Annotated in this window: 15 protein-coding genes; 10 read left to right on the forward strand and 5 right to left on the reverse strand. The window is 59.8% G+C overall.

Features of this window, described 5'->3' with window-relative positions; genetic code table 11:
* The 6 genes from moaA to ACP7BX_RS16140 all read left to right on the forward strand — a co-directional run bounded on the left by moaA (position 1) and on the right by ACP7BX_RS16140 (position 6007).
* Complete coding sequence (gene moaA, locus ACP7BX_RS16115; RefSeq protein ID WP_426161269.1) at positions 1–987, forward strand: GTP 3',8-cyclase MoaA; 987 nt, start codon at positions 1–3, stop codon at positions 985–987.
* 138 nt (positions 988–1125) lie between these two features.
* A complete protein-coding gene (locus ACP7BX_RS16120; RefSeq protein ID WP_426160700.1) occupies positions 1126–3120 on the forward strand; it encodes a ribonucleoside triphosphate reductase in 1995 nt (664 codons plus the stop codon).
* A 31-nt stretch (positions 3121–3151) separates the two neighbouring features.
* On the forward strand, positions 3152–3307 hold the full coding sequence (nrdD, locus tag ACP7BX_RS16125; protein WP_269130922.1) for an anaerobic ribonucleoside-triphosphate reductase: 156 nt from the start codon (positions 3152–3154) through the stop codon (positions 3305–3307).
* On the forward strand, positions 3304–3999 hold the full coding sequence (locus tag ACP7BX_RS16130) for an anaerobic ribonucleoside-triphosphate reductase activating protein (RefSeq protein WP_426160701.1): 696 nt from the start codon (positions 3304–3306) through the stop codon (positions 3997–3999). Before nrdD ends, ACP7BX_RS16130 begins: the two co-directional genes overlap by 4 nt.
* Before the next feature lie 69 nt (positions 4000–4068).
* Positions 4069–5688, forward strand: coding sequence for a methyl-accepting chemotaxis protein (locus ACP7BX_RS16135; protein ID WP_426161268.1), 1620 nt, complete (start codon positions 4069–4071; stop codon positions 5686–5688).
* 109 nt (positions 5689–5797) lie between these two features.
* Entirely contained in the window at positions 5798–6007 is a 210-nt protein-coding gene (locus ACP7BX_RS16140) for a DUF3079 domain-containing protein (protein ID WP_033901870.1), read from the forward strand.
* Here the strand turns inward: ACP7BX_RS16140 and ACP7BX_RS16145 are convergent.
* A complete protein-coding gene (locus ACP7BX_RS16145) occupies positions 5996–6238 on the reverse strand; it encodes a hypothetical protein (RefSeq protein ID WP_426160817.1) in 243 nt (80 codons plus the stop codon). The two genes, ACP7BX_RS16140 and ACP7BX_RS16145, sit on opposite strands and share 12 nt — an antisense overlap.
* 170 nt (positions 6239–6408) lie before the next feature.
* Between ACP7BX_RS16145 and ACP7BX_RS16150 the strand changes: the two genes are divergently transcribed.
* A complete protein-coding gene (locus tag ACP7BX_RS16150; protein ID WP_033901872.1) occupies positions 6409–6615 on the forward strand; it encodes a PLDc N-terminal domain-containing protein in 207 nt (68 codons plus the stop codon).
* 60 nt (positions 6616–6675) lie between these two features.
* Here ACP7BX_RS16150 and ACP7BX_RS16155 read toward each other — a convergent pair whose 3' ends face one another.
* Positions 6676–7236 carry a type 1 glutamine amidotransferase domain-containing protein gene (locus ACP7BX_RS16155; protein ID WP_426160816.1) on the reverse strand — a complete coding sequence of 187 codons (561 nt, stop codon included), beginning with the start codon at positions 7234–7236 and terminating at the stop codon, positions 6676–6678.
* Between the two features lie 82 nt (positions 7237–7318).
* Positions 7319–8101, reverse strand: a complete 783-nt coding sequence (locus ACP7BX_RS16160) for a DeoR/GlpR family DNA-binding transcription regulator (RefSeq protein WP_314528014.1) — start codon at positions 8099–8101, stop codon at positions 7319–7321.
* Between the two features lie 121 nt (positions 8102–8222).
* Between ACP7BX_RS16160 and ACP7BX_RS16165 the strand changes: the two genes are divergently transcribed.
* On the forward strand, positions 8223–9383 hold the full coding sequence (locus tag ACP7BX_RS16165) for an alpha-hydroxy acid oxidase (protein WP_426161267.1): 1161 nt from the start codon (positions 8223–8225) through the stop codon (positions 9381–9383).
* 192 nt (positions 9384–9575) lie between these two features.
* Here the strand turns inward: ACP7BX_RS16165 and ACP7BX_RS16170 are convergent, their stop codons facing one another.
* Positions 9576–10502, reverse strand: coding sequence for an alpha/beta hydrolase (locus ACP7BX_RS16170; RefSeq protein ID WP_426160814.1), 927 nt, complete (start codon positions 10500–10502; stop codon positions 9576–9578).
* 163 nt (positions 10503–10665) lie between these two features.
* On the opposite strand from ACP7BX_RS16170, the gene ACP7BX_RS16175 reads away from it, so the two are divergent.
* Together ACP7BX_RS16175 and ACP7BX_RS16180 are read left to right on the forward strand one after the other, a co-directional pair.
* The gene (locus tag ACP7BX_RS16175; protein WP_426160813.1) at positions 10666–11523 is read left to right on the forward strand and encodes an SDR family NAD(P)-dependent oxidoreductase; all 858 of its coding nucleotides are present in this window, start codon (positions 10666–10668) and stop codon (positions 11521–11523) included.
* 11 nt (positions 11524–11534) lie between these two features.
* Positions 11535–12122: an NUDIX domain-containing protein gene (locus ACP7BX_RS16180; RefSeq protein ID WP_426160812.1), complete on the forward strand. Its 588-nt coding sequence runs from the start codon at positions 11535–11537 to the stop codon at positions 12120–12122.
* A gap of 201 nt (positions 12123–12323) precedes the next feature.
* On the opposite strand, the gene ACP7BX_RS16185 is transcribed toward ACP7BX_RS16180, so the two are convergent.
* Positions 12324–12737: a hypothetical protein gene (locus ACP7BX_RS16185; protein ID WP_038846883.1), complete on the reverse strand. Its 414-nt coding sequence runs from the start codon at positions 12735–12737 to the stop codon at positions 12324–12326.

The raw sequence follows: 12737 nt of genomic DNA on the forward strand, positions 1-12737 counted from the left end.
ATGAGCCTGGTGGATGGACTCGGCCGTTCAATCGATTACCTGCGTCTGTCGGTGACCGACCGATGTGATTTTCGCTGTGTGTACTGCATGGCGAAAACCATGACCTTCCTGCCGCGCCAGCAGGTGTTGAGCCTGGAAGAGCTGGAACGCCTGGCCCGGCTGTTTGTGGGCCAAGGCGTGCGCAAGATTCGCCTGACGGGTGGTGAGCCGTTGATCCGTCCAGGCATTGTGGATTTGTGCCGCAACATTGCGGCGCTGCCGGGCTTGCGTGAGCTGGTGATGACCAGCAATGGCTCGCAGTTGGCGCGCCTGGCGCGGCCGTTGGTGAAGGCGGGGGTCAAGCGCATGAATATCAGCCTCGACAGTCTGGATCCCGAGCGGTTTCGGGCGATCACGCGTAACGGTGATTTGCGCCAGGTGCTGGAGGGGATCGAGGCGGCGCGGGATGCGGGGTTTGAGCGGGTCAAGCTTAATTGTGTGGTGATGAAGGGGCGCAATTTTGATGAGGTGTCGGGGTTGGTTCGGTATGCGATTGAGCAGGGGATCGATATCAGTTTTATCGAGGAAATGCCTTTGGGGGATGTGGGGCGTTCGCGGGGGGAGGCGTTTTGTGCCAGTGATGAAGTACGTGGGGTGATCGCGCGTGAGCATGTCTTGCTCGACACTGCAGAGAGTAGCGGGGGGCCGGCGCGGTATGTGCGGTTGGCGCGTTATCCCGACACGCGTATCGGGTTTATCTCGCCCAATTCACAGAATTTTTGTGGGAGTTGTAACCGGGTGAGGATGACGGTGGAGGGACAGCTTTTGTTGTGTCTCGGGCAGGATGATGCGCTGGATTTTCGTGGGTTGCTCAGGCGGTATCCGCAGGATGATGGGCCTTTGATTGAGGCATTGCATAAGGCATTGCAGGGGAAGCCGGTGCGGCATGATTTTACTGGGGCGGGGGAGGTGCAGGTGGTGCGGTTTATGAGTATGAGTGGGGGGTGATAGTGGGCTGGGTACATATGTACACGATCAAAAAACCTTGACCCCGATCAATAGCGCTGCAACCCAATCTCCGTAATCTCACTGCATATTGTGCTAGCCAAGAAAAAAATACCTATATGTAGTGTCTGGAGCCCCCCAATGCAAACCACGCTAACCCCGCTCACCAGCACCCACCTCCAAAAACGCGACGGCACCCTGGCCCCCTTCAACGCCGAAAAAATCCGCCAAGCCCTGATCGCCGCCGGCACCGCCACCGCCGAATACCCAACCACCGAGGCCGACCTGCTACTGAGCGCAGTCCTGGCACGCCTAAGCAGCATCAATCCCCTGGACGTCGAACAAGTCCAGGACAACGTCGAACGCGTACTGATGGACGCCGGCCACTTCCAGTCAATGCGCGCCTACATCGTCTACCGCGAACAACACGGCCGCCTGCGCCGCAACCGCAAAACCCTGGTGGAGGTCGCCACCTCGATGAACGAATACCTCGACCGCGAAGACTGGCGCGTGCAAGCCAACGCCAACCAGGGTTATTCCCTGGGTGGACTGGTGCTGAACGTGGCCGGCAAAGTCACCGCCAACTATTGGCTCGACGAGGTCTACAGCGAGCAGATCGGTCGCGCCCATCGCGAGGCGGATCTGCATATCCATGACCTGGACATGCTCGCCGGCTACTGCGCCGGCTGGTCCCTGCGTTCGCTCTTGCACGAAGGCCTCAACGGTGTGCCGGGCCGGGTCGAAGCCGCGCCACCCAAACACTTGAGCAGTGCCTTGGGCCAGATGGTCAATTTCCTCGGAACCCTGCAAAACGAATGGGCCGGCGCCCAGGCGTTCAGCTCTTTCGACACCTATCTCGCACCCTATGTGCGCAAGGATCAACTGAGCTATCCCGAAGTGCGCCAGGCCGTGCAGGAGTTCATCTACAACCTCAACGTGCCGTCGCGCTGGGGCACGCAGACGCCGTTTACCAACCTGACCTTCGACTGGGTCTGCCCGCAAGATCTGCGTGAGCAGGTGCCGGTGATCGGCGGTGAAGAAATGCCCTTTGCCTATGGCGACCTGCAAGCGGAAATGGAGCTGATCAACCGCGCCTACATCGAAGTGATGCAGGCCGGGGACGCCAAGGGCCGGGTGTTCACCTTTCCGATTCCCACCTACAACATCACCCATGATTTTCCCTGGGACAGCGACAACGCCGACCGCCTGTTCGAGATGACGGCGCGTTACGGTTTGCCGTATTTCCAGAACTTCCTCAATTCCGATATGCAACCCAACCAGGTGCGCTCGATGTGCTGCCGCCTGCAGCTGGACGTGCGTGAATTGCTCAAACGCGGTGGCGGGTTGTTCGGTTCGGCGGAGCAGACCGGCTCACTGGGTGTGGTGACGATCAACTGCGCACGCCTGGGTTACCTGTTCAAGGGCGACACCTCAGGCCTGCTGCAACGCCTGGACAGCCTGATGGAAATGGCCATGGAGAGCCTGGAGGTCAAGCGCAAGGTGATCCAGCACCACATGGATGCCGGTTTATATCCCTACACCAAGCGCTACCTGGGCACGCTGCGCAATCACTTCTCCACCATCGGCCTTAATGGGATGCACGAGATGCTGCGCAATTTCAGCGGTGACGAGGAGGGCATGCACACCGAACAGGGCCGCGCCTTTGCCCTCAAGCTGCTCGACCATGTACGCGCCACGTTGCTGCGCTTCCAGGAAGACACCGGCCACCTCTACAACCTCGAAGCCACCCCGGCCGAAGGCACCACCTACCGCTTTGCCAAGGAAGACCGCAAGCACTACCCAGACATCCTGCAAGCGGGCAGCGACGTCGCGCCGTACTACACCAATTCCTCGCAGCTGCCGGTGGGCTTTACCCAAGACCCCTTCGAAGCCCTGGAACTGCAAGATGAACTGCAATGCAAATACACCGGCGGCACCGTGTTGCACCTGTACATGGCCGAGCAGATTTCCTCGACCCAGGCCTGCAAGCAACTGGTGCGCAAGGCGCTGGGGCGTTTCCGCTTGCCGTACTTGACGGTGACGCCGACGTTTTCGATCTGCCCGGTGCATGGCTACCTGGCCGGTGAACATGAGTTCTGCCCCAAGTGCGATGAAGTGTTGGCCCTGGCCAGCTAAGCGGACCTTTCAACCCTCAAGGAGATTCACCATGCAAACCTCCCAGCCACAACGCCAGCGCTGCGAAGTCTGGACCCGGGTGATGGGCTACCACCGGCCGGTGTCGGCGTTCAACCCCGGCAAGCAATCCGAGCACAAGGAGCGTGTGCACTTCACTGAAACGGCCGCTGCGGCCGGGCGCCAATGAGTCGAGCGCTACAGGTCGGGGGCCTGGTGCCCCTGACCACTCTCGACTACCCCGGCATGCTCGCCTGTGTGCTGTTCTGCCAGGGCTGCGCCTGGCGTTGTCGTTACTGCCACAACCCGGACCTGATCCCACCGCGCGCCAGCACCCAGGTGGATTGGCGCCGGGTGTTGCTGTTTCTGCAACGGCGCCGCGACTTGCTCGACGCCGTGGTGTTCAGCGGCGGTGAACCGACCTTGCAGGAAGGCTTGCCGGCGGCGATGGATGAAGTGCGCACGATGGGTTTTCACATCGGCCTGCACAGCGCGGGGATCAAGCCGGCAGGGTTTGCCCATGCCTTGCGCCATGCCGACTGGGTCGGGTTTGATGTCAAGGCCCTGGCCGAAGACTGCCAGTCGATCACCCAGGTCAAAGACAGCGGCGCCGCCAACTGGCGCAGCCTCGACACCTTGCTTGCCAGCGGCGTGGAGTATGAATGCCGCACCACCGTGCATTGGCACCTGATCGACCCACCGCGCCTGTTGCTCCTGGCCCAACGTTTGCAAGCCCGTGGTGTGCAGCGCTTTGCCGTGCAGATGGTCCGCACCGCCAGCATGCTCGATACGCAACTGCCGAGTGCCCCGGCACAGGCCGCATTGCCGGAGCTGTGGGGCCGTCTGCGCGAGTTGTTTCCCGCTTTTGTATTGCGAGGGTGACCCGCACCCTCAGCCGGTTTTTATCGATGCTGCCCATGGTGGGCAGGTTTTCATCAAGGAATGTTCAGAATGAAGCAGTTAACCACGGCACAACGCATTGTCATCGGTTTCGCGATTGCGCCGCTGGCCCTGGTCGGTTTGGTGTTCTATGCCTTGCACGACCTGGCAACCCTCAAGCAACAATCCCAACAGATTGTGCAGCAGGACTGGCCGAAAATCGCGCCGATCATGGTGATCGCCACCGGCGTGCGCGATAACGGCCGCAACACCCGCGACCTGCTGATCGACCAGGATAACCAGCAGGCCCAGGACGCCATCGGCACCACCCGGCAACGCATTACCCAGGCGTTCGCGACCCTGGAGCCGCTGCTCGATACTGCCGAAGGCAAGGCGGCCTACGCGACATTGAAGGCCCATCGTGAAACCTATGTGGCGGCGTTCACGCAAGTGCAAGCGCTGATCAAGCAAGGCGCCCGCGAGCAGGGCCTGGCCCAGCTCAAGCAGCGGGTGGTGCCGGCAGAGCTTGAAGTGTTCAAGAGCCTGGACGCGTTGATGGCCATGCAGGGGCGTTTGTTCGCCGAGCGTGAGCAGGCCGCGCAGGCGCTGTACGACGACGCCCGACGCAACATGATCGGGCTGCTTTTGCTGTGCGTGGCGTTGGTGGTGACCGCCGCCGTGATCGTCACCCGCAGCGTGATCCGTCCTTTGGGCGGCGAGCCGGATGAAGCCGCGCGCGTGTTGAGCCATATCGCCCAGGGCGACCTGACCATCGACGTGCCGGTGGGCAACAGCGCCGAAGGCAGTGTGATGCGCAACCTGCACCAGATGCAGCAGAACCTAAACCAGATGGTGCGCCATATTGCGGCGTCGGTGGACGGCGTGGCCAGTTCCTCCGAGGAACTCAGCGCGGTCAGCAGCCAGACCAGCAGCAGCTTGCAGTCCCAGGGCCATGAGATCGAACAAGCCGCCACGGCGGTGAATGAAATGACCGCTGCCGTGGATGAAGTCGCGCGCAACGCCGTGAGCACCAGCGAGGCCTCGCGCCTGTCGGAACAGACCGCCCAGCGCGGCCGTGCCCAGGTGCAGGAAACCGTGGCGTCGATCAACACCTTGGCCACCGGCGTCGTAGAAACCTCCGAGCGCATCCAGCAACTGGCGGGCCGCGTGCAAGACATCAGTAGCGTGCTGGAAGTGATCCGCAGCATTGCCGACCAGACCAACCTGCTGGCCCTCAATGCCGCCATCGAAGCGGCCCGTGCCGGCGATGCCGGACGCGGCTTTGCGGTGGTCGCCGATGAGGTGCGCGCGCTGGCCCATCGCACCCAGGCCTCGACCCAGGAGATCGAGCAGATGATTGGCAATATACGCCAGGACACCGAGCATGCCGTTGCGGCGATGCACAGCAGCAGCGAGCGCGTACAGGCGACCCTGGGCGTGGCGCAGCGTTCGGGAGAAGCCTTGGATGAGATCACCCGGTCCATTTCGCAGATCAACGAGCGCAACATGATGATCGCCAGCGCCACCGAGGAACAGGCCCTGGTGGCGCGCGAAGTGGATCGCAACCTAGTGGGCATTCGCAACTTGTCGCAGCAGGTGCTGCAAGGGGCGTTGCATACCGAGACGGCGGGACATGACCTGGCGGGCATGGCGGGGGCCCTGCACCAGACGGTGGCGCGGTTCAAGGTTTAGCCTGCAGCGGGCGCCGAAACAGTGCGGACTGTGGGTTTGATTTCAGTCAAGTCCACAGCCGTGCGTCAGCAGTAGGGTGGGGGCTCTGTCCGGAGTAAGGAGCACAGCCATGGCCAAGCCTTTTCCGTTGCACCCCAAACACCCCGAACGTATCTGCTGGGGCTGCGACCGCTACTGCGGTGCGGCCGACCTGGCTTGCGGCAACGGTGCCGACCGCACCATGCACCCGGCTGAGATGCTCGGTGATGACTGGTACGAACACGGCGACTGGGGGCTTGCGCCTGAGCCGCCGGTGACGGATGAGTCGTCAACTGCCTGAGCGGGGCTTTTCCTTGGTGTCCTTACGGCTGTCAGCCGGCTTGGGTGGCTGCTTGTCGGTGTCCTTGGGTTTCTTGTCGCTGTCGGACTGGCTGCTGGAGTAAGTGCCTGGCGGCAGGGCGTTGGCCGCAGGCGCGTTGGTGTTGTCGCCAAAGGCGGCGAGGGCGGGGCCGGTCAACAGGGCTGACAGGCTGACGATAAGCAAAATCCTTCGGGACGTTCTGGTCTTCATGACTCAATCCCCTATCGCATGGAGGTTTGGCCTTGCTTAATTGGGAGTGCCTGCGGGAAATCAAAGTTTTGTACGCCGGGTGCCGGAGCGACGAGCGGCCCTTCGCGCAATTTTTAATGAACCCTCAAGGCCGATGCTTGACCTAATGCATACGACCTAGGAGGTGAAGCATGGAAATTCAATATATCTGGATCGGCTTGGCAGTGATTCTGTTGCTGTTGGAATTGTGGGCGATCAATACAGTACTGCGCAGCACCGGGGGGTGGGAGAGCAAGGGCTTGTGGCTGGTGATTCTGATTTTTGTACCGCTCTTCGGCTTGATTGCCTGGGCGATGTTCGGGCCCAAGCGTGAGATGCCGGAACACCGCAAAAGCTGAGGCATGAACGAAAAAAACAGGCGCCTTTGAGGCGCCTGTTTGCATTCTGCCAGTGGCGAGTCAGCCCGCCACTGCCTTGGCAATCGCATGATTGAAGGCCGGTAGATCATCTGGTGTGCGCGAGGTAATCAAGGTCCAACCGTTGGCCCGGCATTCCTTGATCTCGGCATCGACCCAGCCAGCAGCACCGGCATTTTCCAGGTCGATACGCACGCTTTTGTAAGAGGTCAGGGTCTTGCCCTTGATCACGCCGGCATCGATCAGCGCCCATGGCCCATGACAGATCGCCGCGACGGTTTTACCTGCCTTGACGAACTCATTGATCAACTTCTGCGCCGCTGCATCCTGGCGCAATGTGTCCGCGTTGACGGTGCCGCCGGGAATCACCAATGCATCGAAATCACTCCCCGACAGCTCGGACAGCTTCGCATCGGATTCAACTGTTGTGTCCTTTTCGGTATCGCCGACGAAGGTCTGGGTGGTGCCGCCTTTGCTGGAACCATGGGTTACCGTTGCGCCAAATTCACGTAAGGCTTCCAGGGGCTTGAGCAGTTCATCGCGCTCGATACCGGTGTTGGAGGTGATGACCAGAATGTTCTTGCCGTTAAGGTCTGAACGCATGATCGAGTCTCTCCTGATGGATGGGGTATGAGAGAGTTGATCCGATGGGTGGGGCAAAGGTTTAAATTAATTTGCGTGGTTTCTAGACCTCTACCCGCAACACTTCCAACCCCAGCTGCTCATACGCCTCCACACTCGGCACATGCCACTCCGTGATCAACGTGTGAATGCGACTGCACGGTGCCACCACAAAAGGCTCCACGGCACCGAGTTTGTCGGCCATGGTCACCGCCACCACATGGGAGGCGCTGTCGAGCAGTGCCTGCTTGACCGCCACTTCATCAAAATGCAGTGAGCTGATGCCCACTTGCGGATGCAGCGCGCAGACGCCGGTAAACAGCAGGTCGGCCTTGATGCCCTGGATCATGCGCACGGTTTCATGGCCGCTGGTGGACAGCGTCGCCGGGTTGAGCTGGCCGCCCGTGAGGATCACTTTCACGTCAGGATGGTCGGCCAAAGCGATGGCTATCATCGGTGATGTCGTGACCACTGTCAGGCGGATCGAGCGCGGCAATGACTGGGCAATCTGCAGCGTGGTCGAGCCGGAATCGAACAGTACTATTTGCCCCTCTTCCACACGGTCTGCCGCCAGCCGGGCGAGGTGACGCTTGGCCTCATTGGTCTCGCCGACGCGGGTGAAAAAGTCTTTTCCGGTGTCCTTGGGCCGGGGCAGGGCGCCACCGTGGACGCGTTGCAACAGCCCGGCAGCGGCGAGTTCGCCGAGGTCGCGGCGGATGGTGTCCTGGGACACGGCAAAGTGTTCCACCAGTTCCGAGGCGGTGACTTTGCCGTCGCGCTCCAGCAGCAACAGGATCTTCTGTTTGCGCAAAGAAGGCAGGTCGATGTCTTGATGAGTGTTGTGCATGTTTGTGCGCTTTTTTGCGGGTTTGTGCGAGATTAGCCGTGCTGCTATCTAAACGCAATGGCTGGTTGCGCAGCCGATGGGCGGTTACTCTCAGCATTCAGTTCAGGGAGAGGTGACCTAGATGCCGTTGATCACAACCATCGAAGATTTACGCAAGCTCGCGCAAAAACGTGTCCCACGGATGTTCTACGACTACGCCGACTCTGGCTCCTGGACTGAGAGCACCTACCGGGCAAATGAAAGCGATTTTGCCAGCATCAAGTTCCGCCAGCGCGTGGCGCGCAACATTGATGAACGCTCGATCCGCGCCACCATGATCGGCCAGGAGATGGCCATGCCGGTGGCACTGGCACCTACCGGATTGGCCGGTATGCAGCACGCCGATGGCGAGATTCTGACCGCGCGCGCCGCCGCTGCATTTGGCCTGCGCTACACCTTGTCGACCATGAGTATCTGCTCCCTGGAAGACATTGCCGAGCACGTCGGCCAGCCGTTCTGGTTCCAGCTCTATGTGATGCGCGACCGCGCCTTTATCGAACAGTTGATCGAGCGCGCCAAGGCTGCCGGTGTGGATGCCCTGGTGCTGACCCTCGACCTGCAGATCCTCGGCCAGCGCCACAAGGATTTGATCAATGGCCTGTCGGCGCCACCGAAACTGACCTTGCCGAATATCCTCAACATGGCGACCAAGCCACGCTGGGTGATGGGCATGCTCGGCACTAAACGCCGGGGTTTCGGCAACATCGTCGGGCACGTGAAAGGCGTAGCGGACATGAGTTCGCTGTCGTCCTGGACTGCCCAGCAATTCGACCCGCGCCTGAGTTGGGACGATGTGGAATGGATCAAGAAGTGCTGGGGCGGCAAGTTGATCATCAAGGGCATCCTCGATGTGGAAGATGCACGCCTGGCTGCGAATGCCGGTGCCGACGCACTGGTGGTGAGCAACCACGGCGGTCGTCAACTGGACGGTGCGCCTTCGAGCATCAGCCAGTTACCGGCGATTGTCGAAGCGGTGGGCCAGCGCATTGAGGTGTGGCTCGACGGTGGTATTCGTTCCGGCCAGGACGTGCTCAAGGTAATGGCATTGGGCGCCAAGGGCACCATGATCGGCCGCCCGCATTTGTATGGTCTGGGCGCCATGGGCGAGGCGGGTGTGACCAAGGCGCTTGAGATCATCGCCCGTGAGTTGGACGTGTCGATGGCCTTGTGTGGGTATAACGATATACGCGATGTGAATCGCGAGATTTTGTTGCCCGGTACATTTCCTGAAAGGGTTTCCTGAGCAAAAAAAACGTAAAAATATAAAAAGAGTTGTCCACGAAAACCGTGGGTATCTCTGTGGATAACTTTGCGAAGCCCCGGCAGGGTTGGCGATTTCGGCAGAGGTTATTATTTGATCAACTTCTGTTTTGGCCCAGCATGGGCAGGGTTTGCGCTTGACACGCAAGCGCGAACCCAGTGCCGAAATACGCTTTTACGAGTCGCCGCTGCGACCTGTGGAGTGTGTGACAACCTGCGCCGGCATCTTCGCTTGCATCAACTTGTCCAGCGCCTGGCCATAGCTGCGACCCGCCAGACTCATGCTGTTGTTATGGCTGGCACCGGGTACCAGCAGCAGTCGCTTGGGTTCCTGGGCAGCTTCAAACAATTGCTGGCTGAAACGCGGTGGTACGTAGCGATCGTCCAGGCCATGCACCACCAGCAGCGGCATATGGATATCGGCAATCTTGTCGATGGAATCGAATTTCTGCGACAGCAACCAGCGCACCGGCAATGAGGTGTTCGCCACCGCCGTGGCCACATCCGCCAGCGACGTGAAGGTGGATTCGATCACCAGCCCGCGCACCGGCAGCGGTGTTTGCTTGCCCAACTCGGCAGCCAGGTCGATGGCCACTGCGCCGCCGAGTGAGTGCCCGTAGATCAGGCGTTTATTCGGGTCCGGTTGCAACACCTGGAAACGCTCCCAGGCGATGCGCGCGTCTTCATACACGGTGGTTTCCGACGGCAGTTCGCCGTGGCTCTGGCCGAACCCGCGATAGTCGATAGCCAGTACCGAATAACCCAGGGCGTGCAGTTGCTCGATGCGAAACAGTTGCCCGGTCAGGTTCCAGCGTACGCCGTGCAGGTAGAGGATGGCGGGCGCGTCTTTCTTGTCCGCCGGGTACCACCAGCCGTGGATATTCTGTCCGGCTTTGAAACTGGCCGGCTTGAGTTCGAATTCCTGCACTGCCTTGGGCAAGCCGCTGTACCAACTGGCGGTGCCCGGCTCGATGCGAAACACCAGCTCGCGCTCCTTGTGTTGCAGCACAGCACAGCCTACCGGCAGACCGACGATCAACAACACCATGCACACCAGGGGAAACCAGCGCAGGCTCAGTCGCGAGAAGAAACGAGAGGACATGAAGGTTCCAGGAAAAAGGTGAAGCAGGGGTTTTACCAGATGGTCCAATCGGGCAGGAATTAATTCGACAGCCGTCAACGGGGATTGCTTGCAAAGTATTACAGCATTGAACAAGGCGCGCCGAGGTTGTTAGGGTGGGCGGCCCGAACAGGAGAGCTAGCACATGGACTTCACAGGCAAAACTGCACTCGTCACCGGCGGTGCACGCGGGTTGGGGCTCAGTTACGCACGGGCTTTGGCCCAAGGCGGCGCACGGGTGGTGATCAGCGATATCGGTGCCGACAATGCCGGCGCAGGCAGCGATGCCTCGGTGGTCCAGGCAGCGGCAGAAACCCTGCAGGCTGACGGCTTGAACGTGATCGGCCACGGGGGCGACCTGTCCACGAACGCGGGCTGCGAGCAACTGATCGCGTACGCCATCGAGGCCTTCGGCCAACTCGACATCTTGATTCACAACGCCGGCTGGGTCGGTTACCAGCCCATCGCCGACCTCGACGCCGCGTTCCTGCAACGCGCCATGGACATCAACCTCTACGCACCGCTATGGCTGTGCAAGCACGCCTGGCCGCACCTGCTGCGCTCATCTGCACCGCGCATCATCCTCACCACCTCCGACCGCGCCATGTATGCGCAATATGAGCAGACCGGCCTGGTAGCCTACAGCGCGGGCAAGATGGCGCAACTGGGGATCATGAACGCGTTGAGCCATGAGGGCGTGGAGGCCGGGATCAAGGTCAATGCAATCTCGCCGGTCGCCAAGACGCGCATGTGGGGCGTGACCGAAGAGCCGGACGAACTCAAGCCCGACTGGGTGACGCCGGGTGTGCTGTTCCTCGCCTCTGAGCAGTGCGAGGACACGGGTTATATCCTGCGCGCCAGCAACGGCCAATTCACGGCCACGCGCTTTACCGAAAACCCAGGGGTGGACTACCCGCGCAACCTGGCACGGATCAAAGCGGGCAGCGCCGATGCAGTCGCCGCTGCCTGGAACAGCATCAAACAAACACAACCCTTTTCTTGAGAAACCCGAGCATGGACCACAGCCCCGTTCGCATCACCGCCGAAGAAACCCTCTCGGAAAACTGGTACCTGCTGAAAAAATACAGCTTCGACCTGCGCCGCCGCGACGGCAGCTGGCAAGCCCAGACCCGCGAGGTGTACGACCGCGGCAATGGCGCGACCATCCTGCTGTACAACCGCGAGCAGCGCACCGTGTTGCTGATCCGCCAGTTTCGCATGCCGACGTTCGTCAACGACTACCACGGCTACCTGATCGAAGCGGCAGCCGGCTTGCTCGACAACGCCAGCCCTGAAGAACGTATTCGCCTGGAAGCGGAAGAGGAAACCGGGTATCGCGTGGGGCATGTGGAGAAGATCTATGCAGCGTTCATGAGCCCGGGGTCGGTGACGGAGCGGATTCACTTTTTTATCGGTGAGTATCAGCCGAGGGATCGGGTGGGGAGCGGAGGCGGTTTGGAAGAGGAGGGTGAGGATATCGAGGTGTTGGAGCTGGGGTTTGAGCAGGCGCTGGGGATGGTGCAGGGTGGGGAGATTGTGGATGGGAAGACGATTATGTTGTTGCAGCATTTGGAATTGCGGATGCTCAAAGAAGGGTGGTGAGTGCGTTGATTGCTGGGTGAACTCGATCTCTGTGGTGAGCAGGTTTACCCTGCGCTGGGCTGCGGAGCAGCCCTAAAACAGACAGTGCCGATGTAACTAAAAAAACCATTGCCTGGATTGGGGCCGCTTCGCGACCCAGCGCGAGCAAGCTCGCTCACTACAGGACGGTGGTATACGTTGAGTATTCATATGAAGAAAGACTCAGTTGAATTTTTCATAGTCTTGGGCACCTAGTGATGCTAGCCACTTTTTAAAGAAGTCAATCTGTTCTTGTGGGTTGTTTGTAAGGTTGTCCTCTTCATAATCGAACAGGTGAACGATGTTTTCGTTAGTTGCTTGCTTGCCTAGCGTCATTTCGTATGCGACAAGACCGGCACTCATTTGAGATGCCATTCTTGAGGGCTTGACATTTAACTTAGCACCTTTGCATAAAAATGTTATGTGGGGGAAGTCTGCCCTGATTTTTGCGAGGCAGACATACATGTCTCTTCCTTCGTAAATGGTTTTAAAATTATCAGCCTCTGAGAAAACCATGAGTGATTTCGATGTGTCATATTTTACAGTCACTTCTGTTTTCTGATTGCCGATTATTGCGGGTATTTTTTGCGTTTTCAT

This window comes from Pseudomonas sp. DWP3-1-3b3 (assembly GCF_049896305.1).
GTDB classification, from domain to species: domain Bacteria; phylum Pseudomonadota; class Gammaproteobacteria; order Pseudomonadales; family Pseudomonadaceae; genus Aquipseudomonas; species Aquipseudomonas azotoformans_A.